Raw genomic sequence first — 26,272 nt, forward strand, 5'->3', positions numbered from 1 at the left:
CGTCACCTCTCCTCGTAAACAATAGCTCTGTTGGGACAGCCTTTTACACAGGCAGGCTCCCCGCAGGAGTTCTCTAGACACAGCTCGCATTTGCTGGCCGTTCCGTTTTCACCCACAGAAAGTGAGCCGTAGGGACAAACCATAATGCAGCTAAAGCATCCTACGCATTTGGTTTTGTCAATACAAACACGCCCGTCTTTCCTGTGCAAAGCGCCTGAAATGCAAGCTTTAACACACAGCGGATCTTCGCAATGACGGCAAGAAACAGCAAAATTGATTTTGTCGTCTCCTTCAACCCGGATGTTAGGATACATCGGTTTTCCTTTTAACGCTTTTGCCATATCCTTTTTGCCGGAGTTTGCGAATGCGCAGTTGTATTCGCAAAGGCGGCAGCCGAGGCACCATTCTTCATTCACAAAGACTCTTTTCATTTTTATTCCCCCGCATGAGAAATACCGAGTATTTTAAGTTCCCTGTCAGTTAATCCTATGCCGCGAAGCATAAGGCGGTTTCCGCGCAAGGATTCGATGGCGTTGATTCCCATACCGCCCATAAGCTCCTTGATTTCATGCCGCCAGGCATTCATCAGATTGACAAGATGTTCCCGGCCGATTCCAGGGTTAAGACGTTTCACCAGCTCAGGCCGTTGTGTGGCGATACCCCAATTGCAGTTACCTGTTTGACAGGTACGGCAGAGATGACAGCCCAGCGCGAGCAGCGCGGCTGTTGCGATATAGCAGGCATCCGCCCCCAAAGCTACCGCTTTAACAACATCCGCAGCCGAGCGAATACTGCCGCCGACAATCAAGGAAACATTGTTGCGGATGCCTTCGTCACGCAGCCTTTGATCAACGGCCGCCAATGCCAGCTCTATGGGAATACCGACATTATCACGAATTCTCGTGGGAGCGGCGCCGGTGCCGCCGCGGAATCCGTCAATCGCGATAATATCGGCGCCGCTTCGGGCAATACCGCTGGCGATAGCAGCAATATTGTGAACTGCCGCAACCTTGACAATAACAGGCTTTCTATATTCAGTTGATTCTTTTAAGGAGTAAACAAGCTGCCTTAAATCCTCAATGGAATAAATATCATGGTGGGGTGCAGGAGAAATGGCATCGCTGCCCTCGGGAATCATTCGGGTGCGGGAAACATCGCCTACTATTTTCGTTCCTGGCAGATGTCCGCCGATACCGGGCTTTGCACCTTGGCCCATTTTAATCTCTATCGCGGCGCCGGCTTCCAGGTAATCTTTGTATACGCCGAAACGGCCGGAGGCAACCTGAACAATGGTGTTTTCACCGTAACCATAGAAATCCTCGTGAAGTCCTCCCTCGCCGGTATTATAATAAACACCGAGTTTTTCTGCAGCTGTTGCAAGGGACTTATGAGCATTATAGCTGATAGAACCGTAGCTCATAGCCGAGAACATCACCGGCATTGAAAGTTCAAGTTGAGGCGGAAGGTCAAATTTGAGTTTACCATCCTGCTCCCGTTCGATCTTGCCCGGCTTTTTTCCGAGGAACACTTTCGTTTCCATGGGTTCGCGCAGAGGATCGATAGAAGGGTTGGTAACCTGCGAAGCGTTAATTAGAATCTTATCCCAATAAACAGGGAAAGGAGCCGGGTTGCCCATGGATGACAAAAGCACACCGCCGGAATAGGCTTGCTTATATATTTCTTTAATGGTATCGTCATGCCAATTCGCATTTTCTCTAAAAGTACAGTCGCTCTTGACGATTTTAAGCGCTCTTGTAGGGCAGAGCGAAACGCAGCGCTGACAGTTTACGCAACTGCTTTCATTGGAAACCATAAGTCCCGATTCGCTGTCGAAGGCATGCACTTCATTTGCACACTGTCTTTCACACACACGGCAGGCAATACACCTGTATTCATTTCTGACTACTTCAAATTCGGGGTAAAACAGCATAGCCATTAAAATGCACCTTTCTTTACTTTGATCATAACAGGCTCGCCGCCTGCCGGAGCATACATATTTTCAGCATTCGGCTCCATGACGCGAATTGCCGCTTCTTCGCTGGCAACAAATACTTTATCGTCCTTTTCACCGACCACCATGGAACGAAGCTTTAAGCGATCGTTCAGTGCCATGAGACCGCCGTTAAATCCAAAGACAATAGAAAAGGGGCCGGTGATGAGCAGGCTTGGGAAAACAGTACGCAAAAACTCGTGTTTCTTTTTATCATAAAGATCGGTTTTATTTTCTATTAAACTCCAAAACGGTGCGGCAATCACGCTTGCCGCTTCACCGAGAGACAGCTTCTGCACGCGAAGGAGGTAATCCATGATATAAGTAATAACCTCGGTATCGGTTTGCAGAGTGCATTGATAACCGAACATTTCGATAAATCGGCGGTTTGCATCATAAGAAGATATTTCACCGTTATGAACGATAGAATAATCCAACAAAGTAAAAGGATGCGCGCCGCCCCACCAGCCGGGTGTGTTGGTGGGATACCTGCCGTGTGCAGTCCAAGAATAACCCTCGTATTCGTCCAACTGATAGAAGACTCCCACGTCTTCGGGAAATCCCACCGCCTTAAACGCCCCCATATTCTTGCCGCTTGAAAAAACATAGGCGCCGGGCATTTCGCAGTTGATTTTCATCACGGTACGAGCAACATATTCCTTTTCGTCAAGCTGAAGATTGTTCAGCTGAGACAAAAGAGGAGCCACAAAATAACGCCAGATTACCGGCTCGTCGGTAATTGCCGGAATTTTTCTTGTGGGGATAATTTCGCTTCTAATAATCTCAAATCGTTCCTTTAAGAACACTTCGCAGCTCTTTCGTACGGCTCTGTCATTAAAAAACATATGTAGGGCATAAAAATCCCTATACTCAGGATAAATGCCGTAGGCCGCAAACCCACCGCCAAGACCGTTGGAACGGTCGTGCATCGGTTTCATAGAGTTTACGATCTTTTCACCGGTCAATCGGTTTCCGTCTTTCGATATCACAGCAGCAATGGCGCAGCCGGAAGGAATTCTTATTTGACCCTCAATACTGTTCATAAAGATCTGTGTCCTTTCCTCCTGTAATAAAAAAAGAAAGGCGTTCATTTCAGCACAGAATCAGTCCTGTGCTGAAATGAACGCCTTTGCTCATCGGAAGGTATTGTACTGCAAAAGGGCATAACTGTCAATCCTAAATTCCAAATAGAGAAATTTTCTCCAAAAGAGGTTGACAAACATCTTCTGTGGGTGTAGAATGCAACCCGTAAAAGGCAAAGGCGTCTTTAAGCGGTGAGTAAGTTCACCCTTAAAGACGCCTTTTGTTCTTTTAGGAGGCAAAAAGGAGTTGCATTTTGAGGACGTACCAGAGCGTTTCAAGCATTATATAAGCTGGATATTGTAAAAGGCAAGGGCGTCTTTCATGTAACACAAATGAAAGGCGCTCTGTACATTTTTGAAAGGAATGGTGCAGCATTATGAGTACAGTAACAAAGATTTTCGGAAGCAAGGTTTTTGATGACCGGGTTATGAAGGCAAAGCTGCCGGCGAAAATCTACAATTCCCTGAGAAGAACGATTGACGAAGGCGTCGACTTGGATATCGGCGTTGCAAATGCTGTTGCATCTGCAATGAAGGATTGGGCAGTGGAAAATGGAGCCACCCACTATACTCATTGGTTTCAGCCGCTTACCGGAATTACTGCCGAAAAGCATGACAGTTTTATTTCTCCCTCGCCCGATGGTGGGATAATTATGGAGTTCTCCGGCAAAGAACTTATTAAGGGCGAGCCGGACGCCTCCTCGTTCCCGTCCGGCGGTATCCGGGCAACCTTTGAAGCCCGCGGCTATACTGCTTGGGATCCAACATCCTATGCGTTTATCAAGGGAAAAACCCTTTGTATTCCTACCGCTTTCTGCTCTTACGGAGGGGAGGCGCTGGACAAGAAAACGCCTCTGCTCCGCTCTATGGAAGCGCTCAACACCCAGGCGCTTCGCATCCTTCGTTTGTTCGGCAACGACGCTGTAAAATGCGTGAAAACTTCAGTAGGCCCCGAACAGGAATATTTCCTCATCACAAAGGAAATGTACGATGCCCGCCCTGACATTCGCTTTACCGGCAGAACACTTTTTGGTGCAAAGCCTCCGAAGGGTCAGGAAATGGATGACCATTATTTCGGTGTGATTAAACCGAGGGTTGCCGAGTTTATGGAAGACCTGAACGAAGAACTCTGGAAGCTCGGTATTCTTGCAAAAACCGAACACAATGAGGTTGCCCCGGCGCAGCACGAACTTGCTCCTATTTATACCACCACTAATATTGCAACCGACCATAACCAGCTCACTATGGAAATCATGCAAAAGGTTGCCATCCGCCATGAACTTGTTTGTCTGCTTCACGAAAAGCCTTTTGCCGGTGTAAACGGAAGCGGCAAGCACAACAACTGGTCTATTTCAACCGATACCGGTGCGAACCTTTTGTCTCCCGGTGCAACCCCTTGTGAAAATGCTCAGTTTCTCTTGTTTCTGTGCGCCGTAATCAAGGCGGTTGACGATTATCAGGATCTGCTTCGTATCTCAGTGGCAACTGCCGGCAACGATCACAGACTCGGTGCGAACGAGGCGCCTCCTGCTGTTGTTTCCATGTTCCTCGGCGACGAGCTGAATGCAATCCTCGAGGCTATTGAGACTGATACTCCTTATGTTGCCGCAGATAAGACAAAAATGAAGCTCGGCGTTAATGTGCTTCCGAAATTCACAAGAGATACTACCGACCGTAACCGCACCTCCCCCTTTGCTTTCACCGGCAATAAATTTGAGTTCCGTATGCTCGGTTCTTCTAACAGCATTGCCTGTGCGAACATCATGCTGAACGCTGCTGTTGCTGAATCTCTCAAGATATATGCCGACCGCCTTGAAGGCACGGAGGACTTTGAAACCGCTCTCCATGAAATGATCAAGAAAACGATCAAGGATCACAAGAGAATCATCTTTAACGGAAACGGTTATGACGATAGTTGGATTAAGGAAGCAACTGAACAGCGTGGTCTTCTGAACTACCGTACTACAGCGGATTGTATGCCGCATTTGCTGGATAAAAAGAATGTTGAAATGCTCACCGCACACAAGGTATTTTCCAACAGAGAGCTTCAGTCCCGTGAGGAAATTATGCTGGAAAACTACTGCAAGACAGTCATTATTGAAGCAAATACGATGACGGATATGGCGAAATGTTCCTACGCTCCGGCAATCGAAAGATACGCCTCCAGTATTGCTCAAAATGCAATGTTTAAAAAGAACCTGGATGCAACTATCCCCTGTGCATATGAAGCTGGTATCGTAAAGCGCTTGTCCGTTCTTTGCGACAGAATTGCAAATACCGCCGACGAACTTGAAAGCGCAGTAATTAAACTTAGCGATGCTGAAAGTATTGACGAAGAGGCGTATATGATCCGTGATACCGTACTTGTAAAGATGGCGGAACTCAGAGCCGCCGTTGACGAGGCGGAAACCATTACCTCGAAGGATTTTTGGCCCTTCCCATCCTATGCCGATATGTTGTTCAGCGTAAGGTAAAAATCATTTCACAAAAAGGAGATTGAGTAGTATGAACGACTTAGTTTCGACAGTACAGGAAGCCATTACATCAGAAGTTTTCGGAGTGTGGTTTTTGATAGGCGCCGCCCTGGTGTTCTTTATGCAGGCCGGCTTTGCAATGGTAGAAACCGGCTTTACAAGGGCAAAAAACGCCGGAAATATCATAATGAAAAACTTAATGGATTTCTGTATCGGTACAGTAATGTTCGTTTTTTTAGGATTTGCCCTGATGATGGCAGAAGACTATCTTTTTGGAATGATTGGTATTCCTAACCTTGATATTTTTACTGACTTTGGCGGTTTCATTAAAGAAAATGCTTCAAGTTTCGTATTCAACTTGGTTTTCTGCGCAACGGCCGCGACAATTGTATCTGGCGCAATGGCAGAAAGGACAAAATTTGTTTCTTACTGTATTTATTCCGGCATCATTTCCCTTGTAGTTTATCCTATTGAAGCCGGTTGGGTTTGGAACTCTCAGGGTTGGCTGGCACAAGTCGGCTTCCACGACTTCGCCGGTTCTGCGGTAATTCACTCTGTCGGCGGACTGACGGCGCTGATAGGAGCGATTATGGTCGGGCCACGCCTTGGAAAGTATGTCAAGGATAAGGCTGGCAAGGTTACAAAGGTGAATGCGATTCCCGGCCACTCCATTACGCTCGGCGCGCTTGGCTGCTTCATACTTTGGTTTGGCTGGTACGGCTTTAACGGCGCCGCCGCATGGGACGGAAGTTCTCTGGCATCTATTTTCTTGACCACGACGATCGCTCCTGCTGTCGCAACGTGCGTGACTATGTTGTTTACTTGGATGAAAAACGGCAAGCCCGACGTTTCGATGTGTTTGAATGCGTCGTTAGCGGGATTGGTAGGGATTACGGCCGGTTGTGACGCGCTGGATGCGCTTGGTTCCATAATCGTTGGCGTCGTTTCAGGTATTCTTGTGGTAGTTGTGGTTGAATTTCTTGATCTAAAGCTTCACATTGACGATCCCGTCGGTGCGGTTGGCGTGCATCTTGCAAACGGTGTTTGGGGCACGGTTGCGGTTGGCCTCTTAGCCAACCCGAATGCTCCTGCCGGACTGGAAGGATTGTTCTATACAGGCAGTTTCAATCTTTTAGGGATTCAGGCGCTTGGCGTTGTATGCATCCTTGCCTGGACCGCACTCACAATGTCTATCACCTTCTTTATCATCAAGAAAACGGTCGGCCTTCGTGTGGAGCGTGAGGAAGAAATTAAGGGCCTTGACAGTACGGAACACGGTCTCCCCTCTGCATATGCAGATTTTGTGCCGGCTGTAGAGAGCCTTGATTACGGTACATATGAAGGGGCTGTTGCCGTTACCGGAGAAGTTCCTGCTGCCGAAGCGGTAGAGGTTAAGAAAATGCCGACATTCCACGATGAGAATGCGCCTAAGTTTACAAAGGTCGAAATTGTTTGCAAGGAAGCCAGGCTGGAATCTCTTAAAAATGCTATGATGGATCTTGGTATTACCGGTATGACGGTATCTCATGTCCTCGGCTGCGGCATTCAGAAAGGCAAGCCAGAATATTACCGCGGCGTTCCGGTTGTGGCAACGCTTTTGCCAAAAGTACAGGTTGAGATCGTAATCAGCCAGGTGCCTGTAAGAAGCGTCATTGAGGCGGCGAAGAAAATCCTTTACACCGGACATATCGGCGACGGCAAGATCTTCGTTTACGATGTGGAAAACGTCGTCAAGGTTCGTACCGGTGAGGAAGGCTACGATGCCCTTCAAGATGTAGAATAAACAATGATTTGAAAGGTGCTTTCAACGGGCTACCGATAAACCCTATCTAAAAAAAGTTGCGTCTATAAAAGTTTTGCTCAAGCTTTTTCATGAGAAGTCAGGGTATGGGGCAGCGTTCCATATAATAAGAGCGTTTGAGATAGGAGAAGTAACACAGAGAGCCGCTCACAGCGAGTGCGGGATGGTGAGAGCCGTACAGTAGGCTCTGTGCGAATAACACTTATCGGGCTTCTACGGCAGGCACGCCGTAAGCCTTGCGTTAATAGGCGGAGTTTTGATGGAAACGCTAGAGTGATAAAGATAGGTGTCACAGCAAGAACAGCACTCGCCCTATGGAATGCTGAATATTGTTCGTATTCATGGAGGCGAAACCATGTGTTCTATCATGGGTTACTGCGGGAGTTCTAACTCTGCAGTAGAGAGAGTTTTTAAGTTGGGATTTGAAAGGACAATCTCTAGGGGTCCGACGATACAAGAATCATTGATACAGGCAGAGGCCTGCTCGGCTTTCACCGGCTGGCAATTATGGGGCTACATCCGGAAGGAATGCAGCCTTTTCGTCTTGAAAAAAGCTTTTGTGTTTGTAACGGGTTTGTAACGGCGAAATATAATTTGTAAAATATGTAATGTCGGTAAATCTCAAACTGAAAATCAACGCCTACGGCAAAAGAAAATATCTGCTCCGGCATGCCTTTGAAGGGAAAAACCTATTGCCCGATGATATTTTGTGACGTGAAAAAGCTGTCTTTTCCAACGCTGTGGGTCACTCAATGGTGGATAACCTGAAGGAATATGCAGAAAACTATTATTCCGACAGTGAATTTTAATTGCTGCGTAAAAAATACGGTCACGCAACATCCTTCACGAAAGAATCTCTGTTTTACCGAGAGTTGTTTGAAAAGTATTATGGCAGTCAAGAGCAAATGATCGCCGATTTCTGGATGTCCAACAACGCTTGGGGAGGCTGCAATGTAAATTACCGCCCGCGTTCTTTCTAACTATGGTAACAGCGGCAAGTAAAAAAGGAATATAGAAGATGAAGAGTACTGTAAACCATAACAAAATCTGTCACAGCAGAACGAGGTGTTATTTATGACGAAATATATATTTGTGACCGGCGGTGTTGTGTCGGGACTTGGCAAAGGCATCACGGCGGCATCCCTTGGACGTCTCTTAAAGAATCGGGGAGTAAAGGTTGCGGCGCAAAAGCTTGACCCGTATATCAATGTAGATCCCGGTACAATGAGTCCCTACCAGCATGGCGAGGTGTTCGTCACCGCTGATGGCGCTGAAACCGATCTTGATCTCGGACACTACGAACGCTTTATTGACGAAAACCTGAATAAGTTTTCCAATCTTACCACAGGCAAGGTCTATTGGAACGTTTTGAACAAAGAACGCCGCGGCGAATATCTCGGACACACTGTTCAGGTAATTCCGCACATCACTGACGAAATCAAGGCTTTCATTTACAGAGTTGGCAAGCAAACTGACGCCGATGTAGTGATTACCGAAATCGGCGGCACGATCGGGGATATTGAATCTCAGCCATTCCTTGAAGCGATCAGGCAGGTATCTCTCGAGGTGGGCAAGGGAAACAGCCTGTTTATCCATGTGACTTTAGTGCCGTTTTTAAGCGGCTCTGACGAACACAAATCCAAACCTACTCAACATTCGGTAAAAGAATTGCAGGGGATGGGCATCAGCCCCGATATAATTGTGCTTCGCTGTGATAGACCTTTGGAAGAGTCCATTTTTAGGAAAATATCGCTTTTTTGTAATGTAAAGCCGGATTGTGTTATTGAAAATATCACGCTGCCTATTCTGTATGAAGCGCCGCTTATGCTTGAAAAATCGCATTTTTCAGAGGTCGTATGCAGAGAACTGAATCTCAAAACAAAGCCTATTGATTTGACAGAATGGCGTAAGATGGTCGAAAACATCAAAAACCGCCCCTACTGCATCAATATTGGTCTTGTAGGCAAATATACCCAGCTTCACGATGCTTATCTCTCGGTTGCGGAAGCGCTCCGTCACGCTGGTTATGTCTATAACGCCCACATTAAAATCCACTGGATTGATTCAGAAACTCTGAATGAGGAGAGTGCCGATGATGTGTTAGGCAAGCTCGACGGCATTATTGTTCCCGGCGGTTTCGGCGACAGGGGCGTTGAAGGAATGATTTGCGCAGCTAAATACGCCCGTGAAAATGATTTGCCGTACTTCGGCATTTGCCTTGGTATGCAGGTTGCGGTTATCGAATATGCGAGAAATGTGCTCGGTCTTCGTGATGCCAACTCCGGAGAGTTTGACGAAGCTTGTCCCCATAAGGTGATAGATTTCATGCCAGGCCAAAGTGATGAGGTCGACAAGGGCGGAACGCTTAGGCTCGGCGCCTATCCTTGTATTATTAAACCCGATACGGTTTTGGAAAAGCTGTATGGATCCACCGAGATCAGCGAACGCCACCGTCACCGTTATGAGTTTAACAACGATTACCGCAAGCAGTATGAGGATGCCGGTCTTACCCTTGCAGGGACTTCACCGGACGGGAGACTGATTGAAACGATTGAACTCAGCGACAGGCCGTTTTTTGTGGGCGTTCAGTATCACCCTGAATTTGGCAGCCGCCCTAACCGTGCCCATCCTCTGTTCAAGGGATTTATCCGTGCAGCATTTGATCATTCGAAGGAAGGAATACTATGAGTATCCATGAAGAATGCGGTGTGTTCGGAGCAATCGCAAAAACGAACCTTGACATAGGGAATCTTGTCTATTACGGGCTTTATGCTCTCCAGCACAGAGGGCAGGAGAGCTGCGGCATTGTGATTAATGATGACGGTGTATTCACCTCTCATAAGGATTTAGGACTTGTAGGGGAAGTGTTCGGAGGCGGGGCGTTATCCGCACTGCCTCAAGGTAAAATTGCTGTCGGTCATGTGAGATACGGAACGACAGGTGGAAACAACCGGAATAACTGCCAGCCTATTGAAGTGAATCACCAAAAGGGGCGGATGGCCATCGCTCACAACGGCAACCTCAGCAACGCCGCGGAGCTTCGTGACAGTTTGGAGCTGTCCGGCGCTATCTTTCATACTACAAGCGATACCGAAACGATCGCTTATCTTGTTACAAAAAAAAGGCTTCATTCCGGTTCCATTGAGGAAGCGGTCAGCCGAGCGCTTCCTTCTTTAGAGGGAGCCTATTCGCTTGTTTTAATGTCGCCGCAAAAGCTGATACTGGTCCGTGACCCGCACGGCTTCCGCCCTCTTTGCTTTGGTAAAACGGCTGACGGAATTTATGTTGCCGCTTCTGAAAGTGCCGCGCTCTCGGCGGTGGGAGCGGAATTTATACGGGATGTCGCCCCCGGTGAGATCGTTGTATTTGACGGCGAGAATGTTGTTTCGCGCACGGAGCACTGCAACAAAAAACCTAAAAAGCTATGTGCTTTTGAATACATCTATTTTTCCCGTCCCGATTCGGTCATAGACGGAATATCGGTCCATAAAGCAAGATTCAGAGCCGGAGAAATTTTAGCGGAACGCCGCCCTGCTGATGCCGACATTGTTTTCGGCGTTCCCGATTCGGGACTTGATGCGGCGCTCGGCTTCAGCCATCTATCGGGAATCCCTTATACAATCGGCCTAATTAAGAATAAATATATTGGCAGAACCTTTATTTCACCCGGTCAGTCCACAAGAATAGACCAAGTTAACATAAAGCTTTCCGCTATCGTGGACAATGTAAAAGGGAAACGAGTGGTTTTGGTTGACGATTCCATTGTGCGGGGAACAACCTCCGGCAGAATTGTCAAGCTGCTTCGGGATGCGGGCGCCAAAGAAATACATATGCGAATTTCTTCACCGCCGTTTTTGCACCCCTGCTATTACGGAACGGATATTGACAGTGAGGGGAACCTCATTGCCTGCAAATACACGGTAGATGAAATAGCGGAAAGGATCGGAGCAGATTCTTTGGGATATTTATCGGTAGAAAATCTATCTGAAATGATCGGAAACAGGTCTTATTGCAGCGCCTGTTTTGACGGCGATTATCCAACCGCCATACCGAGCGACACACGAAAAGATCGCTTTGAGCAAAAGCTATCCGTGAAGAGCGGCGCTGATAACCTGCGAGAAGGGCTACTCCCATAAACCAACCTTGAAGGCAAATCGTCGTTATTTATCACGATTGCCTCTGATAACACCGTTACAAAGTGGTCCGGTAAGTACCGTTTATAAAGGAGAACAAGTTGTATACATTACTCCACTATTAACCGCTTCCATACTCTTTCAACTTGACTGGCGCTTGCGCGGCGGTCTTTTTGTCGTGCTCTTTTTTGCCTACTTTTTATTTGTAACCTTTTAAAATTTAGAAAAAAGTTAAATTCAATCAATAGACATCTCTCCTTTCACAAGGCGAAAGGAAATTTATCGGAAAACAGCCCGCAGGGCTGGGCTTGAGTCTCCATCCTGCGAGTTGTTGCCGGCCTATTTTCAGGTTTCGTCAATCCATCTATTTCTCTGCCGGAAACTTCTGCACATTCGACAATGGGGAAAAAGGTGTTAAAACGTAAAAAGCGGGGCCTCCGTCCTGAAAAATCAGGCGGAGACCCCGCGTATGCCGGATTTGCTGCGGGTTACCACTTGGACATCCACGGTAAAACCGTTTTCTGAATTTTGCCCTGAAAAGCCCGCAAACCCGCATGAAACCTAAGAAAAATGGTGTGACATCTTTTTTGTCACACCATCATGGCTGGGCCGGCGGGATTCGAACCCACGGGTGACGGAGTCAAAGTCCGTTGCCTTACCGCTTGGCGACGGCCCAATATATGGAACACGGAGCCTAATTGCTAGAATTAAACTCCGTGTCCTGTGTGGGGTGGAAGATGGGATTCGAACCCACGGTCTCCAGTGCCACAAACTGGCGCTTTAACCAGCTAAGCTACATCCACCATATTGGCGCGCCAAAAGGGACTCGAACCCCTGGCCTACTGCTTAGAAGGCAGTTGCTCTATCCTGCTGAGCTATTGGCGCATATTTGGGGCTAAAACTTTCGGCCCGCAAGATTCCCTTTCAGGAAAGGAGAGAACAGACACCGGGCTGCATACCAGCATGCGGCCCGACTGTACGGCTCTCACGCGGCCATTCACCGCTGAAATTTTTGGAGCGGGTGATGGGAATCGATCATGTACTCCGCACATGATGCCTCGCCCACCAAAAGCTTTGCTTTTGGTACCGGGCTCGCCGCTCCGGCCTAAAAACATCCCACCGGGATGTTTTCTTTACGGCCAGACCCTCTCGGGTTCGATTCCTCTTTCAGCTGTGAGGAATTTTTGGAGCGGGTGATGGGAATCGAACCCACACGACCAGCTTGGAAGGCTGGGGTTCTACCACTGAACTACACCCGCACGTTTCGCGACGGTAGTTATTATAGCATGACCGCATAATTTCGTCAAGAGTTTTCTGATTTTTACTCTTCCCTTTTTCCGTAAAAAAACTCCTGGCAAAAACCCGCATAACAATGGCGGCAGAAGCGCGTTCCGCCGCCATAATTTCTATCCTGTAAAAACGCCCTTACTCAGGCCGCTTCTAAAAAGCGTACTGTGTTCATCAGCAGTGTAACGCCTTCCGCCCGTGTGATGGTGTTCTGGGGGCGGACCGTGCCGTCTTCATAGCCGGATAACAGTCCCATTTTCTGTGCCTTTGCCAGTGTTTCTCTAGCGTAGTCGCTGATCCGCGCCGCATCCGCAAAGTCGGCCTCTTCCGCCGCAACGGAAATCCCCCGGCTTTCGACATATCGCACCATCATAGTAGCGGCCTGCTCGCGGGTAACATTGGCCAGAGGGGCAAATTTCGTCTCTGAAACACCGTAAGCCACACCGCTTTCATACGCCCAGTTCACTGCATCGGTGTACCAGGTTCCCGGCTTAACATCCTCAAGGGGTGCCGGCTCTGCCGTCGCTTCCCCGCCTTCAGCTCTATACAGCGCCGTGGCGAACATGGCGCGGTTCATCTTTCCCTCCGGTTCAAAATGCGCCAGAGAAGTTCCCCCTGCCAAGCCGCGCTCTGCAGCCTCCATCACGTCGTCCAGATACCATGCATCAGCGCCGATATCGAGGAAAAGGTCGCCTTCAAACAGCGCATACACCGTCATATTTTCTTTCGGCACAATGGTGTATTCCGGCTCTGTACTGAGTAAGGCGCCGTCTGCAGAATACCAGCCGACCACAGGCAGTTCACTTGCCGACGTAAGTGTGGTTTCCTCCCCCCAGAGGCAAACTCCGCCGCCTTCCACCTGACCCGAACGGGAAGAGTGCACGGTTACATTTGCAGTGCGGACACGCTCTGCCGTTACAGGCAAAAGACTCGCATCGCGCAGGGTGTTTGCCGCCGTTTCCTGCGAAAACCGCCATGAGGAAGACATGGGAATCCCGAAATGATCGTATATGATAGATCCATAATTCTGCTTCGAGCGCCAATCCTGCTGGCCGTCAAAAATATAGTTTTTTCCGCCCAGCTTTAATTCCGTCCAGCCGTGATGACCCGTCCAGTCGCCGATTCGCAAAATACCCGTGTGCACATAGCTTTCTATCCCCACATACCGGGCCATAACCGCAAACAAAATCCCCCAGTCATAACACACGCCCGTACGGGCTGTAAGCATATGATAAGCCCGGTAAATCATGTCCTTGGGATATGCCTCCGGCAGGCCGGTTTCGTATGTAAGCGGATACGTCAGCGTAAAGCAGTCGTAGGCCGGGGCATAATCCTGCGAATAGCCGTCCCAGCTGTAGTCTATGTTGTTCACCGCCCAATCATACATGGCCTTGATTCTGGTGTAGGTATCCTTTCCCGCATAGGGTGCTGCAAGGGCTTCCAGCATCTCATCCAGTTCCACATACCCGGTTTTTTGCGGATAGAGCTTTTCCGCGTTGAGCAGCTTCTTCACCGAATCCATGCTCATAGCGTCGCCCACGGCGCCCGCGCTGCCTACCGGCATCAACGCAAGACACATAACAATCGCCAGCAAAAACGCTATTGCCCTGTTGCTCTTTTTCTTCATACAGTACTCCTCCCTTAAAACAGCAGCTATACTTTGCGTACAATACAATGATAGTACTATTTATCCCAGATTGTCAATCTTCTCCTCCTCCATTAAGCGTCAAAAGAGGGAGGCGTCCACCATTTTCTGCCACCGGCTTTTTGAACACATCCAATTCTATCATATTTGTGTCATCTCCAACTTTCAATTCATCGCTCTCTTATTTCTTTCTTCTTCTGGCAGCTTCCTCAAGTTTAGCCGAAGCCTTTTATAAGATTGGAATGGGCGGAAATCCATTTCAGGGCTTACACGCCTTGACTGGTTCGGCTGGCGTTGCTATCTTTTCGATGACTGAAAAATCAAAAGCGTGAAATCCCATTTTTATAATTAAATACAACTAAGCCACACTCTTTACAAATATAGCCTTGAAAATCTGTTCCTGTAAATGCTTTTCTTGCAATCATAACATCTGCTTCATTTTTAGGATTTAACGATATTTTGTGTCTTGTTTGATTGAATGCAACAATATTGGTTGTCTGGAGAAATCCATTTTGCATCTCTTTTCCACACTTAAAACATTTCATTGAACATCTACCTCTCTCTAAACACTATTTGTTTGAAACCATAATTCCATCTGAACTGCTAGTCATTTGATGAATAGTATTCTTGCAGTATCCTTGCTAAAATTTGAGGACTTTCTTCATTTACAACATGACCAGCATTTTCAATCACTTTCATTTCTGCATTTTTTATGTTTTGCGATAAGTAATATGCCGATCTTAAATTTGCGGTATCTTTCTTTCCACAAAGGATTAAAGTTGGGGATTTTATAGTATTCACCTTACCACTAAAATCTAAATTCTTCATAGTGTCTCCCAAAGCGAAAGTATTCTTTTTGTCAAATGCCATCGTTTCAAAAATAGATTTTGGTAAAAATCTGAAAATTAAATTTTGAAAACCAAACATTGCTTTCGGAATTTTATGGGGCGTTCCTATTAAAACTAATGTTTTTATTTTTTGCGGGAAATCCAAAGCATAATTTAACGCCAAAATACCTCCCAACGAAATGCCGCACAAATGAATTTCTCCATCAATTTGGTTACAGTACTTCACAAATGAAGAGTAGAGATTTTCATAACTTGCTTCTTTCCCTTCTAGAATAGAAGATAAACCAGGACACATAATGTCCCCTTTGCTTGGCATGTATGAAATCACTTCATTCCAACTAGTTTCTTTCTGTCCCGAACCATGAACGAAAACTTTTGTTGCCATAAGTATCTCCTATGAATGCTATATTTTATTTTCCCGCCTGCTCAAGCAACTTTTTTGCCAACTGCTGAAACAGGCCGTTGTCTCCTGGCCCATCGGGGCAAGCTGTTCGCTTTATCCGGCAGCCACGCTGTTATATCCTTTATGGTAAGCGGCTTTTGCTTCTACCCGGTGTTCCGAGTAAAGCCATAACACGCACTTTCTCCGCATATTTCCATTATAAATCAAAATTGCAAAAATGCAATTTTTAAAGTGTAACTCTCAAAGAAAAATCTGACGGACAGCACACTGCCCGTCAGATACCCGTCTTACGTAGTTCCTTGTAAACTGTACTTTGCCAAGGACAAAAAAATGCAGCGGCAGGATCATATTCCTGTCGCTGCTTGACTGTCTCGCAAAACTATTGCATATAAGAACTTTCCAATCAGAGCGTTTCTATTTTCACTGCGCCGTCGGCGGCGGTTACGGAAACAGCGGTAAAGCTGTCTTCTCCGTTTTCCACCAGCAGCATGGCAATTCTATCCTCCACCATCCGGCGGATATTGTTCCGCAGGTCACGGGCTCCGCTGCGTCCATGGATGGATTTTTCCGCCAGCAGGGCGCAGGCGGCATCGTCGAACTTCATCAGGATGCCTTTTTCCCGCAGGGAATCCACATACTCGTTCAACATCAGCGCGGCAATTTTCTTATAATCCTCCAGATCCAACGGGCGGAATACCACTACCTCGTCAATACGGCTCAGAAATTCGGGACGCAGGAATTCACTCAGCGCCTTCAGCGCCTTTTCCCTGCTCAGGTCGGCGGAGGTTTTGGCAAAGCCCAACGCGCCTTCCTTTTTATCGCTGCCCGCATTGGAAGTCATGACAATCACAGTGTTTTCAAAATTTACCGTCCTGCCGTGGGCGTCGGTAATACGGCCCTCGTCCAGGATTTGAAGCAGGATGTTCATCACGTCGGGATGGGCCTTCTCGATCTCATCAAACAACAGCACCGAGTAAGGCCGGCGGCGCACCTTTTCCGTGAGCTGGCCCGCCTCGTCATACCCCACATAGCCGGGAGGGGAACCGATGATTTTCGACACGGAATGCTTTTCCATAAACTCCGACATATCCAGACGGATCAGCGTTTCGGGCGTATCGAACAGTTCTTTGGAAAGCACCCTGACCAGCTCTGTCTTGCCGGTGCCGGTGGGTCCCACAAAAATGAAAGAAGCGGGATGACGGCGGGGGCTGATCTGCACGCGGCTGCGGCGAATGGCGGCAGAAATGGCCTTTACCGCTTCCTCCTGGCCGATGATGTGCTTTGAAAGCACAGTTTCCAGATCCGCCAGCTTTTTCAGTTCATTTTCCTCGATTCGTGCGGCTGGAATCCCTGTCCACAGCTCGATGACGTAAGCCACGTCCTTTTCTTCCACCGCGGCAAACACGCCCTCATTTTTCAGTTTGTCGAGGCTCTCCTCCAGCGCAGCGATCCGGTAATGGGTTTTGGCCAATTCCTCATAATCTACAGAGGCTCCGCCAGTGGGATTGGAAAGGTCCTGCTCCCTGACCCGCTCCTTGTTCAGCGCCAACTCCTGGCTGTCATATTCCGCCAGCTTTTTATTGCGCAGCGCAGCGCAGGCACAGGATTCATCCAGCAGGTCGATGGCCTTGTCGGGCAGGTAACGGTCATTGATGTACCGTTCAGCCAGCACTACCATGCGGCGGGCAATCTTTTCCGAAACCGTAACCCTGTGATAGGCCTCATAATAGCTCTTGATTCCCAGGAGTATCTGCACCGCATCCTCAATGGAGGGTTCTCCCACGGTCACAGGCTGGAAACGCCGTTCCAATGCGGCGTCTTTTTCAATATATTTTCTATATTCTGAAAACGTGGTGGCGCCGATCACCTGAATCTCACCCCGGGAAAGCGCGGGCTTCAGAATATTGGCGGCGTTCATGCTGCCCTCCGCGTCGCCGGTCCCTACCAGGTTGTGTACCTCGTCGATGAAGAGAATGACGTTTCCGTCGGCCTTTACTTCATCCACCAGTCCCTTGATCCGGCTTTCAAACTGGCCCCGGAACTGGGTGCCCGCCACCAGCGCGGTCAAATCCAGAAGCTGGATTTCTTTCTCCCGCAGCTTAGCTGGCACATTGCCCTCCGCAATCCGCAGGGCAAGCCCTTCCGCCACGGCGGTTTTGCCCACACCGGGCTCGCCGATCAGGCAGGGATTGTTTTTCGTACGGCGGGAGAGGATCTGCACGACGCGCTCAATCTCCTTCTCCCTGCCCACGATACGGTCCAGCTCGCCGCGGCGCGCTTTTCCGGTCAGATCGGTACAGTAACTGGAGATGTGTTTTCTCTTTTTCTTGTGGAAACTTTCCTTTTTATCTTTCACGCCGGCAGAGCTGCCCGGCGCACCGCCCAACATCATATCGGAAGGAAGCGTGGCGGCGCCGCCCGGCATAAAGCCGTCGTCCTCATCGTCTTCGTCTTCAGGCAGATTGATATTCATCAGCTCGGTCATCTGCTCCGTGGCAGCTTCCAGATCCTCGTCAGTAATCCCCATTTTCTGCATGATATCATTGACAGGCTTGATGCCCAGTTCTTTTGCGCATACCAGGCACAGGCCCTGGGGATTTCCGTCAAGGGAGTTGGATACAAATACGACAGCCGGCCTTTTTTTACAGCGGGTGCACATCAACATGGCATAGGGTTCCTTTCATCAGGCTTACTTATTTCTACGGGTTTTCTCCCGGACCGTTTTGGCGCGGATCTCATCCGGCAGGTCCAATTCATATTTTTCATCGTCCGAGTGCAGAATTTCCCGAAAAATCTGGAAATATTTAAATGCGGAATACAGCATCATCACCGCTGTCAGCAGCAGCAAGATATTGGATACAACATCGAACACCAGGGTCTTTACCTGGAAAAAGCCATCCATAATCACTATGACGGAAACGGAAAGATAGAACATTACTGTCGCCACCTTCCCGTACCACATGGCCGCACAGGGCCGTTTTTTCTTTTTCAAAAGAATGATGGCACAACAGAGCATCGCCAGCTCCTTGACGATGAAGATCAGGAGCACCGGACAGATCGCGGGGAATTTGATGGCCAGGCAGAGCGCCACCACTCCCTGGGTCAGCTTGTCGGCAAAGGGATCCAGCATTTTCCCAAGCTCGGTAATCTGGTTAAACCTTCTGGCAATCATTCCGTCAAACATATCGGACAATCCGGAAAGTGCCAGCAGCCCCACCGCCGCTACCAGGTTTTCTTTCAAAAAAAACCAGGCAAAAAACGGAACAATGATAATCCGCAGTACAGAGAGTGCGTTTGGGACGGTCAAATTCTGATTTCTTGGCTTTCTTTCAGCGGGCATCAAAGACTCCTCACTTTTTCCTTTTTCATAAATAGGCATCTCCCTTTCAGCGGAACATTCCCGTTAAAGGATTCGCCCCTACAAACGTACCTGCGACGACAGACTGCTGAAGCCAATTCTCTATCTGCAGCTGCATGTCGGAACTGAGCATGGGCAGGAACACCTTCAAGGCGGCCAGCACGACCCACACTGACAGAAGGCCCAGCAAAAGGCCGAACACGCCGCCCAGCAGCCCGTTTAACTGGCTCAGCACCGGAAGCTCAAAAGCAGCGGAGACAACGTTCGCCAAAATCCGCACCACAACCATAAACAGCAGAAACAGTGCGATAACGGTCAACACCTTCAAAAAACCGACGAAGACCGGTTCCAGCGAGGCCGCCAGCAATTCTGCCGTCTGTCCTGTCTGCGAAGCGACGCCGCCCTTGAGAGCGGCCTCGGTAATACCGGCATCTTCCAGGGCCCGGATGATAAAATCCGGCAGGGAGCCCAGCACATTTCTGACAGCCTCCGCCGTTCCCATGGAACCGATCGTACCGCTGATTTTCTCCACCAGCGCCTCATGGAACAGGGTGTCATACAGCCATTGGGCAGCCATTCCTCCCAGCGCCGCCGACAGGCATGCTGCGGCGATCGCCCCCAGAAAATGGGCCGCCGACTTGATAAAGCCGCGCTTTACCCCAACAATTACAAATACGATGACGATACAAACCAATAGGATATCCAAAGCAAAGTTCATAAATACGATTGCCCTTTCCTGTACAGCCGGGAAATTGATAGCCGGGAAACAGCTACCAGATAAATATAGCACAATCGCAATCGTTCCACAAGCCCTATCCCCTTAAGGAAATCTGAACACTCCCCCGTTTTTTTCGCTCTTTCCTGTTTGAACGGCATTGCTTTCCCACGGCAGCCGTTGCAAACGCCGCTCTGCAGGCTTGAAAGAAGTAGGATCCAATCCATTCATCCGACAGCGGCGTGTTCAGCTCAGTTCCACCGTACGCACTTCGCTGACCCCCAGTACATAGGCTATGTGTTCGTTGACAAGCGCCAGGCTCCTGGCATCGGTTCCTGCATAAGTGCGGCCTTGTTCCCGGCCCGTGCTGTAATCGTAAAACACAACTTCCGTTCCTTCCAGGGCGGCGATGGTGCCGCCGGAAGCAGAGAGGGCTGCAGCCCTCTCTGCTTCTTCGATTTTGACCAGATCCTTTTTCCCGTCAAATACAAGAATGGTGCCCGGGCCTGCATGCTCATAGGCAGAAACCGAGACGAACGCACGGTTCGCGTCCAGCTGGTAAGCCGTCAGCTGGCGGCCGTCATAACTGTACTCCCGAAATTCAAAGGAGGCGGCGTCTGCCGTCACCACAGAGGAATCCCCTACCGCATAGATATTCCCGTTTTCACTCCAATAAACCCCCAGCAGCAGGTTGCCGCGGGTTTCATATTCTGCAATTGGATCTTGTTCCCGAAAATTAAAAATGGTAATTTTGGAAACCATTTCCCCTTTTTCACTGTGCACCGTACAGGCCGCCCCATAGGACGCGTCGTAGTTCAGCGCCACAGCGGTAATATAATCCCTGGCAAATAGATAATTGTACTGGACTGTTCCGTTTTTCAGATAGACGTTGAGATAGGAGGCTCCTTGAGGGCTCTGCATGCCCAAAGCATATCTCCCGTTTCGGGACACCGCCCCCGCCAGAATATCGTCGGGAGCCTGCGCGTCCCGTATGGTATCTGCCCCGGCCTGCATAAGATATCCCTTGTTCCCCTGATTGTAGAGCAGGTAATTCCCATAGGCTGAGCAAAGCGCAGGGTTTTCAAATCCATGGCTCAGGGATACCACAGAGCGGCCGGTGGAATTGAGCAGGGTAAAAGCGGTATCGCTGAGCACCGCAGCCATACCGTTGTTCTGCGTAAAATTGGAATCCATCACATTTCCGCCCGCAATCGGCACTGGGAAGCCCTCTCCCATGCCGGTGCCCATCACCTGAAGCTTAATCCAGCCCAGGATATTGTCCGGTGTGAGATTGGAGCGGTTAAGCCACAGCACGAGCCCAAAAATGACGGCAACGAGAATGATTCCCACCCGGTACACTGCCTTGGGAATTTTCACCTTTTTTTGGCGCTGCTCGTCCTCCTCTTCCTCGTCATATTCTATTGTTGCTTCCGGATCCTGAAAGTCCTTGAGCTTGGCGAATTCCCGGACTCCATCCTTTGAATTCCCATGCTTTTCCTTTTTTTTCAAAAGCTCCGCCCCCTTTCCACACTATCCGCTCTCAATAGAATACCCGGTTTAAATAGAGGCCGCAGGCCGGCGCAGTGGGTCCTGCAGCCGAGCGGTCCTTTGCCTCCAAAACAACCGGGATATCTTCCGCAGATAATTTTCCCTGCTGCACCCGCAGCAGGGTTCCCGCCATGATGCGGACCATATTGTATAGAAAGCCGTCTGCCGCCACAGTAAAGACCACCAGATTTCCCCGCCGCTCCACCTTGGATTCTGCCACAGTACGGGTTAGATTTCCCTTCTCCCGCCTGTCCAGGGTGCAGAAAGAGGAAAAATCATGGCTGCCCAGATACTGTTTTGCAGCCCTGTCTAAAAGCTCTTCGTCTATGGGATACCAATAATGCAGGGCGCGATCCCTGAGAAAGGGTTCCCGGACCGGATGGTTCCAAATTTCATACGTATATTCCTTCCCTTTACAGGAATACCTGGCATGAAAGTCAAGGGGAACCGCTTTACAGTCTTTGACGGCGATATCCTCCGGCAAATGGTGGTTCAGCGCGGCCTGCAGCCGTTCCGCAGGGATCCCGCTTTCCGTTCTGACGCTGATACAGAACTCCCGGGCATGCACCCCGGTATCCGTTCGGGAACAGGCCTTGATATCCTCTTTCAGCCCGGTTACGGCATACAACGCCTTTTGAAAAACCTCCTGTACGGCCAGGGCGTTCTCCTGTATCTGCCAGCCGTGATACCGCGCACCGTCATATGAAATTTTCAGCAGCAGGTTGCGTTCCATGCCCTGTCCTCCTTCCGATTATTTCCCCGCGCCTCCGGGCATATGCTCAACCTCCGGCGGGCAGCAGGGTGTCCTCCAATATCTCAAAGGGGTTCTTGCGGAACGAGAAACAGCGCACCTTCTCCGCGCCGTTCAAAATGTATTCCAGCCAGCTTTTTGCCAGGGGAAATTCCACTATTTTTAAGGCTTCCGCCGGAGAGAACCACCGCACCTCCAGGCTTTCTTCGCTCCCGCGTGGCTCGCCGCTGAGATACCGACAGCAAAATTCCAAATTTACAATATCCAGTTCCACATTTTTGCAGAGGCCGGCAAATCCGGTAATTTCTACCTGTACGCCGCTTTCCTCCCAGATTTCCCGTTTTAAGGCGTCCTGCACGCTTTCGTGGGATTCCACCACGCCGCCCGGAATTTCCCAGCCCCGGAGGGGGCCCCGAATCAGCAGCACCTCCCCCGCCTCGTTGCGTACTACCCCGGCAGCGGACACATGATGAATAGGAACCATATCATTACTTCCTTTCCTGAATCGAGTTTTCTCACAGCACCGGCGGAATCAAAATGTTGGCCGTGATAAACAGGCCCAGAGCCAGCACAGCGAAAACCAGCACCACCCAGTCCGTATGGCCGAACTTCAAAATCTTCATTTTGGTTCTGCCCTCCCCGCCGTGATAGCAGCGGCTCTCCATGGCCGTGGCCAAATCGTAGGCCCGGCGGAAAGCAGAGACAAACAAGGGGATCAGCACCGGCACCAACGCCTTGATGCGCTGCACGATGCCGCCGCTCTCCATATCTGCTCCCCGGGCCTTCTGGGCGCTCATAATTTTATCCGTCTCTTCCAGCAAGGTGGGAACAAAACGCAGGGCAATGGTCATCATCATGGCAAATTCATGAACAGGCACATGCAGTTTTGCAAGCGGGCGCAGCAGCCGTTCAATGGCGTCCGTCAGCTGTGTGGGAGACGTGGTAAACGTCAGCACCGAGCTTGCCAAAATCAGCGTCACGATGCGGATCGAGACAAACACGCTGTTCAGAATTCCGCTGAGCGTAATTTTCAGCCAGCCGAGCTGTACCAGCGGGTCTCCGGAGCCATAAAAAATATTGAGTACAGCCGTAAAAACAATGATGAACAGTATGGGCTTCAGGCTTTTCAGGTAAAGCTTCAGCGGAATTTTCGAACAGGCCATTCCAACGCCGATAAACAGCACCGAAACCGCCAGGGACAGAAAATTCCTGGCTACAAAAATCAGCACAATGGCAAAGACCGTCAGGCAGATTTTCATACGGGGATCCGTCCTGTGCATCGGAGACTTGGCAGGGAAATATTGGCCCAGTGTGATATCGGAAATCATCGGAGTTCCTCCTTCCTCTTAAAAAAAGGAATGAGCTGGTGCAGGGCGTCGTCCACTGTGAGCGTAGCGCCGTCCACCGGACAGCCCAGGCTGCGAAGCTCCTGCATGATTTTGGTGATCTGGGGCACCCGCAGTCCGATTTTTTCCAGTTCTTCGCCGCGGGAAAAAACACGCTTCGTCTCATCCAGCATCACGTCATGGCCGCCGCTCATCACCAGAAGCCGGTCCGCTGTCCGGCCAATATCTTCCATGCTGTGGGAAACCAGCAGCACGGTATTGTTCCTCGCCTTATGGTACTGGGCGATCTGTGCCAGCAGTACGTCCCTGCCCCTTGGATCCAGGCCTGCAGTGGGTTCATCCAGAATCAACACGTCCGGGTCCATGGCGATCACCCCGGCGATTGCAGCCCGGCGTTTTTCTCCTCCGGAAAGCTCGAAGGGGGATTTTTGCAGCAACTCTTCCTTTAAGCCTGTAAATTCCGCCGCTTCCCGGGCCTTGGCCTCTGCCTCCGTATCGGAAAGCCCCATATTTTTCGGACCGAACATCACGTCCTTCAGTACGGTTTCCTCAAAAAGCTGGTACTCCGGATACTGGAATACCATGCCCACGCGGAAACGCACCGCACGGATTTTCTTGGGTTCTTCCCAAATATCCTTTCCATCCAGCAATACCTGTCCCGAGGTTGGCTTGATCAGGCCGTTGAGCATCTGGATCAAGGTGGATTTCCCGCTTCCCGTATGGCCGATGACACCCAAAAACTCTCCCTGCCGGATGGAGATGGAAACCTGTTCCACCGCCGTCTTCTGAAAGGGAGTACCCACGCCGTATTGATAGGTGAGATCCTTTGTCTCCAATATCGCCAAGTGCATCCATTCCTTTCGCCCCGATTTCACGAAATGCCCGGATCAATGGGCTTCTCCGGCCAAATAACGCCGGAACAGCCTCACGCATTCTTCCTCACCCAGAGGTATCTCCGGAAGCTTGATCCCGGCAGCCGCCAGACGGTACACGAGCTCAGTCGCCTGAGGCACGTCCAGATCATGCCGTTTCAAAAACTCCACATCGCTGAAGACCTCCCGCGGAGAGCCGTCCGTCAAGATTTCCCCTTCATCCATCACCACCACACGTCCCGCCTGCACGGCCTCGTCCATATAGTGGGTGATGAGCACGATGGTAATCTGCTTTTCCCGGTTCAGGCGCTGGATGGTCTCCATCACCTCCACCCGGCCCCGGGGGTCCAGCATGGCGGTGGGCTCGTCCAGCACAATACAGCGGGTTTCCATGGCGATGATGCCTGCAATTGCCACCCGCTGCTTTTGTCCGCCGGAAAGCTTATGGGGGGCGTGTTCCCGGTACTCATACATATCCACCGCTTTCAGGGCCTCATCCACCCTTTTGCGGATTTCCAGCGGCGGAACACCCAGATTCTCCGGTCCAAAAGCCACATCCTCCTCCACCACGCCGGCCACCAGCTGGTTATCCGGATTCTGCTGAACCAGGCCTACCCGGCTGCGCACTTCAAACTGCCTTGCCTCGTCCTGGGTATCGATACCGTCGACAAGCACGCTGCCGGAGGTAGGCAGCAGCATGCCGTTAAAAAGCTTGGCCATTGTGGACTTGCCGCAGCCGTTATGCCCCAGAAGCGCTACAAATTCGCCCGCCTCTATGGACAGATTGATCCCATGCAGCACTTCTCTGCTGTCCACGGATTCCGTATCATATGAAAACCGCACATTCTGCACCTCGATAAAAGCCAAGCAGTGTTCCCCCATTCTGTACTTCATTCTGCGGTTGGATTCGCCGCAGCCGGCGGTCTGAGGCTTTGCCCCAGTGCCCTGCCAGCTTTTGCAAAAGCTGGACTAAAACTTTTTACGGATATTTTCCGGCACAAACAGATATTTTAAAGCGGAGACGCTGACGCGTCTTCCTACAATATCCCGCTGCTCGGGATATTTGTCTTATTCAGATGAATGAGTCCATATTGCCGTGCTTCCGCACGGCAATATGAGGCCTGTATTTGTGACGGGGAGGCCGATTTCATCGGAAGAAACTGCTCCACCGAATTTTTTCTGGAGCAGCAGCCCCAGAAGATACTCCATCACTGCAGGGGAAAGCCCCGTGGTATAGGAATTCAACAGGAAAAACAGCGGTTCTTCCGAAAGGATGGGGAGACACATTTCCACCAGCCCATGAAGCTGTTCCTCCAGCTTCCAAACCTCTCCCCCCGGGCCGCGCCCGTAAGAAGGGGGATCCATGATAATTCCATCATAGGTATTGCCCCTGCGCTGCTCTCTCTGCACGAATTTGACGCAGTCATCTACAAGCCAGCGTACAGGCTTGTCCCCGATACCGGAAGCCTCGGCGTTTTCCTTCGCCCACTGCACCATGCCTTTGGAGGCGTCCACATGGGTGACGGCCGCCCCAGCTTTCATACAGCAGAGGGTGGCCGCTCCCGTATATCCAAACAGATTCAGCACCTTCACAGGCCTGCCTGCCGTCCGGATTTTCTCCATGGCAAACTTCCAATTCACAGCCTGTTCCGGAAAGATGCCCGTATGCTTGAATCCCATGGTTTTCAGGCGGAAAGTCAGGCCGTTCCAGGTGATTTTCCACACAGGAGGTACCTTTTTGTACTCCTCCCATTTTCCGCCTCCGGAATTGGAACGGCGGTATCGGGCGTCTGCATTCCGCCAACGAGGGTCTTTTTTCTCCCCCGACCAGATGATCTGCGGGTCCGGCCGGATGAGGAGCACATCCCCCCACCGTTCCAGACGCTCGCCGTCCGCCGTATCAATCAGCTCATAATCTTTCCATTCCGCTGTACGCATCGTTTCTCCCGCTTTCCACCCGCTTTCTGAAGAAAGCTTGGCAAAGACTTTTATTCCGTGGGGACGCATGCGGCGGACCGG

20 protein-coding genes, 4 tRNA genes and 1 pseudogene are annotated in these 26,272 nt (G+C 50.1%); 5 read left to right on the plus strand and 20 right to left on the minus strand.

The window, feature by feature from the left end:
• Positions 1 to 2: 2 nt before the first annotated feature.
• The 3 genes from BN3911_RS16195 to BN3911_RS16205 are packed head-to-tail and all read right to left on the minus strand — an operon-like array spanning position 3 to position 3,033.
• Entirely contained in the window at positions 3 to 431 is a 429-nt protein-coding gene (locus tag BN3911_RS16195; protein ID WP_066867428.1) for a 4Fe-4S dicluster domain-containing protein, read from the minus strand.
• Positions 432 to 433: 2 nt separating this feature from the next.
• Positions 434 to 1,936, minus strand: coding sequence for a glutamate synthase-related protein (locus BN3911_RS16200; RefSeq protein WP_066867430.1), 1,503 nt, complete (start codon positions 1,934 to 1,936; stop codon positions 434 to 436).
• Positions 1,936 to 3,033 (minus strand): class II glutamine amidotransferase, encoded by a 1,098-nt coding sequence (locus BN3911_RS16205; RefSeq protein WP_066867432.1) that lies wholly within the window; start codon positions 3,031 to 3,033, stop codon positions 1,936 to 1,938. Before BN3911_RS16205 ends, BN3911_RS16200 begins: the two co-directional genes overlap by 1 nt.
• A gap of 416 nt (positions 3,034 to 3,449) precedes the next feature.
• On the opposite strand from BN3911_RS16205, the gene BN3911_RS16210 reads away from it, so the two are divergent.
• The 5 genes and pseudogenes from BN3911_RS16210 to purF all read left to right on the plus strand — a co-directional run bounded on the left by BN3911_RS16210 (position 3,450) and on the right by purF (position 11,483).
• Positions 3,450 to 5,546 carry a glutamine synthetase III family protein gene (locus tag BN3911_RS16210; RefSeq protein WP_066867434.1) on the plus strand — a complete coding sequence of 699 codons (2,097 nt, stop codon included), beginning with the start codon at positions 3,450 to 3,452 and terminating at the stop codon, positions 5,544 to 5,546.
• A gap of 31 nt (positions 5,547 to 5,577) precedes the next feature.
• The gene (locus BN3911_RS16215; protein ID WP_066867435.1) at positions 5,578 to 7,329 is read left to right on the plus strand and encodes an ammonium transporter; all 1,752 of its coding nucleotides are present in this window, start codon (positions 5,578 to 5,580) and stop codon (positions 7,327 to 7,329) included.
• A 611-nt stretch (positions 7,330 to 7,940) separates the two neighbouring features.
• Positions 7,941 to 8,349: pseudogene (locus BN3911_RS17300) on the plus strand (asparagine synthase-related protein); the annotation flags it as partial.
• A 72-nt stretch (positions 8,350 to 8,421) separates the two neighbouring features.
• A complete protein-coding gene (locus tag BN3911_RS16220; RefSeq protein WP_066867438.1) occupies positions 8,422 to 10,035 on the plus strand; it encodes a CTP synthase in 1,614 nt (537 codons plus the stop codon).
• Positions 10,032 to 11,483, plus strand: a complete 1,452-nt coding sequence (gene purF / locus BN3911_RS16225; protein ID WP_066867440.1) for an amidophosphoribosyltransferase — start codon at positions 10,032 to 10,034, stop codon at positions 11,481 to 11,483. The genes BN3911_RS16220 and purF overlap by 4 nt, the downstream gene beginning before the upstream one ends.
• 598 nt (positions 11,484 to 12,081) lie before the next feature.
• Here the strand turns inward: purF and BN3911_RS16230 are convergent.
• From BN3911_RS16230 to BN3911_RS16310, 17 genes are all read right to left on the minus strand, one after another.
• Positions 12,082 to 12,156, minus strand: a tRNA-Gln gene (locus tag BN3911_RS16230).
• Positions 12,157 to 12,206: 50 nt separating this feature from the next.
• Positions 12,207 to 12,283, minus strand: a tRNA-His gene (locus BN3911_RS16235).
• A gap of 5 nt (positions 12,284 to 12,288) precedes the next feature.
• Positions 12,289 to 12,365, minus strand: a tRNA-Arg gene (locus BN3911_RS16240).
• A gap of 300 nt (positions 12,366 to 12,665) precedes the next feature.
• A tRNA-Gly gene (locus tag BN3911_RS16245) sits at positions 12,666 to 12,739 on the minus strand.
• 170 nt (positions 12,740 to 12,909) lie between these two features.
• On the minus strand, positions 12,910 to 14,394 hold the full coding sequence (locus tag BN3911_RS16250) for an S-layer homology domain-containing protein (protein WP_066867442.1): 1,485 nt from the start codon (positions 14,392 to 14,394) through the stop codon (positions 12,910 to 12,912).
• 338 nt (positions 14,395 to 14,732) lie between these two features.
• Complete coding sequence (locus BN3911_RS16255) at positions 14,733 to 14,957, minus strand: PF20097 family protein (protein WP_066867444.1); 225 nt, start codon at positions 14,955 to 14,957, stop codon at positions 14,733 to 14,735.
• Between the two features lie 58 nt (positions 14,958 to 15,015).
• Positions 15,016 to 15,645, minus strand: a complete 630-nt coding sequence (locus tag BN3911_RS16260; protein WP_066867446.1) for an alpha/beta fold hydrolase — start codon at positions 15,643 to 15,645, stop codon at positions 15,016 to 15,018.
• Between the two features lie 421 nt (positions 15,646 to 16,066).
• Entirely contained in the window at positions 16,067 to 18,325 is a 2,259-nt protein-coding gene (locus BN3911_RS16265) for an ATP-dependent Clp protease ATP-binding subunit (RefSeq protein WP_066868112.1), read from the minus strand.
• Between the two features lie 27 nt (positions 18,326 to 18,352).
• The gene (locus tag BN3911_RS16270; protein WP_242871151.1) at positions 18,353 to 19,042 is read right to left on the minus strand and encodes a CDP-alcohol phosphatidyltransferase family protein; all 690 of its coding nucleotides are present in this window, start codon (positions 19,040 to 19,042) and stop codon (positions 18,353 to 18,355) included.
• A 7-nt stretch (positions 19,043 to 19,049) separates the two neighbouring features.
• Entirely contained in the window at positions 19,050 to 19,739 is a 690-nt protein-coding gene (locus BN3911_RS16275; protein WP_066867448.1) for a CvpA family protein, read from the minus strand.
• Positions 19,740 to 19,982: 243 nt separating this feature from the next.
• Positions 19,983 to 21,245, minus strand: coding sequence for a DUF5711 family protein (locus BN3911_RS16280; RefSeq protein ID WP_066867450.1), 1,263 nt, complete (start codon positions 21,243 to 21,245; stop codon positions 19,983 to 19,985).
• A gap of 31 nt (positions 21,246 to 21,276) precedes the next feature.
• Positions 21,277 to 22,017 (minus strand): tRNA pseudouridine(38-40) synthase TruA, encoded by a 741-nt coding sequence (truA, locus tag BN3911_RS16285; RefSeq protein WP_066867452.1) that lies wholly within the window; start codon positions 22,015 to 22,017, stop codon positions 21,277 to 21,279.
• A gap of 46 nt (positions 22,018 to 22,063) precedes the next feature.
• Positions 22,064 to 22,519: an NUDIX hydrolase gene (locus BN3911_RS16290; protein WP_066867454.1), complete on the minus strand. Its 456-nt coding sequence runs from the start codon at positions 22,517 to 22,519 to the stop codon at positions 22,064 to 22,066.
• A gap of 31 nt (positions 22,520 to 22,550) precedes the next feature.
• Positions 22,551 to 23,363, minus strand: a complete 813-nt coding sequence (locus BN3911_RS16295; RefSeq protein WP_066867457.1) for an energy-coupling factor transporter transmembrane component T family protein — start codon at positions 23,361 to 23,363, stop codon at positions 22,551 to 22,553.
• Positions 23,360 to 24,226, minus strand: a complete 867-nt coding sequence (locus BN3911_RS16300; RefSeq protein WP_187127781.1) for an energy-coupling factor transporter ATPase — start codon at positions 24,224 to 24,226, stop codon at positions 23,360 to 23,362. The genes BN3911_RS16295 and BN3911_RS16300 overlap by 4 nt, the downstream gene beginning before the upstream one ends.
• 42 nt (positions 24,227 to 24,268) lie before the next feature.
• The gene (locus tag BN3911_RS16305) at positions 24,269 to 25,135 is read right to left on the minus strand and encodes an energy-coupling factor transporter ATPase (RefSeq protein WP_066867461.1); all 867 of its coding nucleotides are present in this window, start codon (positions 25,133 to 25,135) and stop codon (positions 24,269 to 24,271) included.
• Between the two features lie 186 nt (positions 25,136 to 25,321).
• Entirely contained in the window at positions 25,322 to 26,191 is an 870-nt protein-coding gene (locus BN3911_RS16310; RefSeq protein WP_066868116.1) for a class I SAM-dependent methyltransferase, read from the minus strand.
• Positions 26,192 to 26,272: the final 81 nt, after the last annotated feature.

The organism is Neglectibacter timonensis (assembly GCF_900048895.1).
GTDB lineage: Bacteria > Bacillota > Clostridia > Oscillospirales > Acutalibacteraceae > Acutalibacter > Acutalibacter timonensis.

Bases quoted from the DNA above. Each gene is read 5' to 3' on its own strand.
- BN3911_RS16195 (WP_066867428.1), bottom strand. From the start codon at position 431: ATGAAAAGAGTCTTTGTGAATGAAGAATGGTGCCTCGGCTGCCGCCTT.
- BN3911_RS16200 (WP_066867430.1), bottom strand. From the start codon at position 1,936: ATGGCTATGCTGTTTTACCCCGAATTTGAAGTAGTCAGAAATGAATAC.
- BN3911_RS16205 (WP_066867432.1), bottom strand. From the start codon at position 3,033: ATGAACAGTATTGAGGGTCAAATAAGAATTCCTTCCGGCTGCGCCATT.
- BN3911_RS16210 (WP_066867434.1), top strand. From the start codon at position 3,450: ATGAGTACAGTAACAAAGATTTTCGGAAGCAAGGTTTTTGATGACCGG.
- BN3911_RS16215 (WP_066867435.1), top strand. From the start codon at position 5,578: ATGAACGACTTAGTTTCGACAGTACAGGAAGCCATTACATCAGAAGTT.
- BN3911_RS16220 (WP_066867438.1), top strand. From the start codon at position 8,422: ATGACGAAATATATATTTGTGACCGGCGGTGTTGTGTCGGGACTTGGC.
- purF (WP_066867440.1), top strand. From the start codon at position 10,032: ATGAGTATCCATGAAGAATGCGGTGTGTTCGGAGCAATCGCAAAAACG.
- BN3911_RS16250 (WP_066867442.1), bottom strand. From the start codon at position 14,394: ATGAAGAAAAAGAGCAACAGGGCAATAGCGTTTTTGCTGGCGATTGTT.
- BN3911_RS16255 (WP_066867444.1), bottom strand. From the start codon at position 14,957: ATGAAATGTTTTAAGTGTGGAAAAGAGATGCAAAATGGATTTCTCCAG.
- BN3911_RS16260 (WP_066867446.1), bottom strand. From the start codon at position 15,645: ATGGCAACAAAAGTTTTCGTTCATGGTTCGGGACAGAAAGAAACTAGT.
- BN3911_RS16270 (WP_242871151.1), bottom strand. From the start codon at position 19,042: ATGCCTATTTATGAAAAAGGAAAAAGTGAGGAGTCTTTGATGCCCGCT.
- BN3911_RS16275 (WP_066867448.1), bottom strand. From the start codon at position 19,739: ATGAACTTTGCTTTGGATATCCTATTGGTTTGTATCGTCATCGTATTT.
- truA (WP_066867452.1), bottom strand. From the start codon at position 22,017: ATGGAACGCAACCTGCTGCTGAAAATTTCATATGACGGTGCGCGGTAT.
- BN3911_RS16290 (WP_066867454.1), bottom strand. From the start codon at position 22,519: ATGGTTCCTATTCATCATGTGTCCGCTGCCGGGGTAGTACGCAACGAG.
- BN3911_RS16295 (WP_066867457.1), bottom strand. From the start codon at position 23,363: ATGATTTCCGATATCACACTGGGCCAATATTTCCCTGCCAAGTCTCCG.
- BN3911_RS16305 (WP_066867461.1), bottom strand. From the start codon at position 25,135: ATGGGGGAACACTGCTTGGCTTTTATCGAGGTGCAGAATGTGCGGTTT.
- BN3911_RS16310 (WP_066868116.1), bottom strand. From the start codon at position 26,191: ATGCGTACAGCGGAATGGAAAGATTATGAGCTGATTGATACGGCGGAC.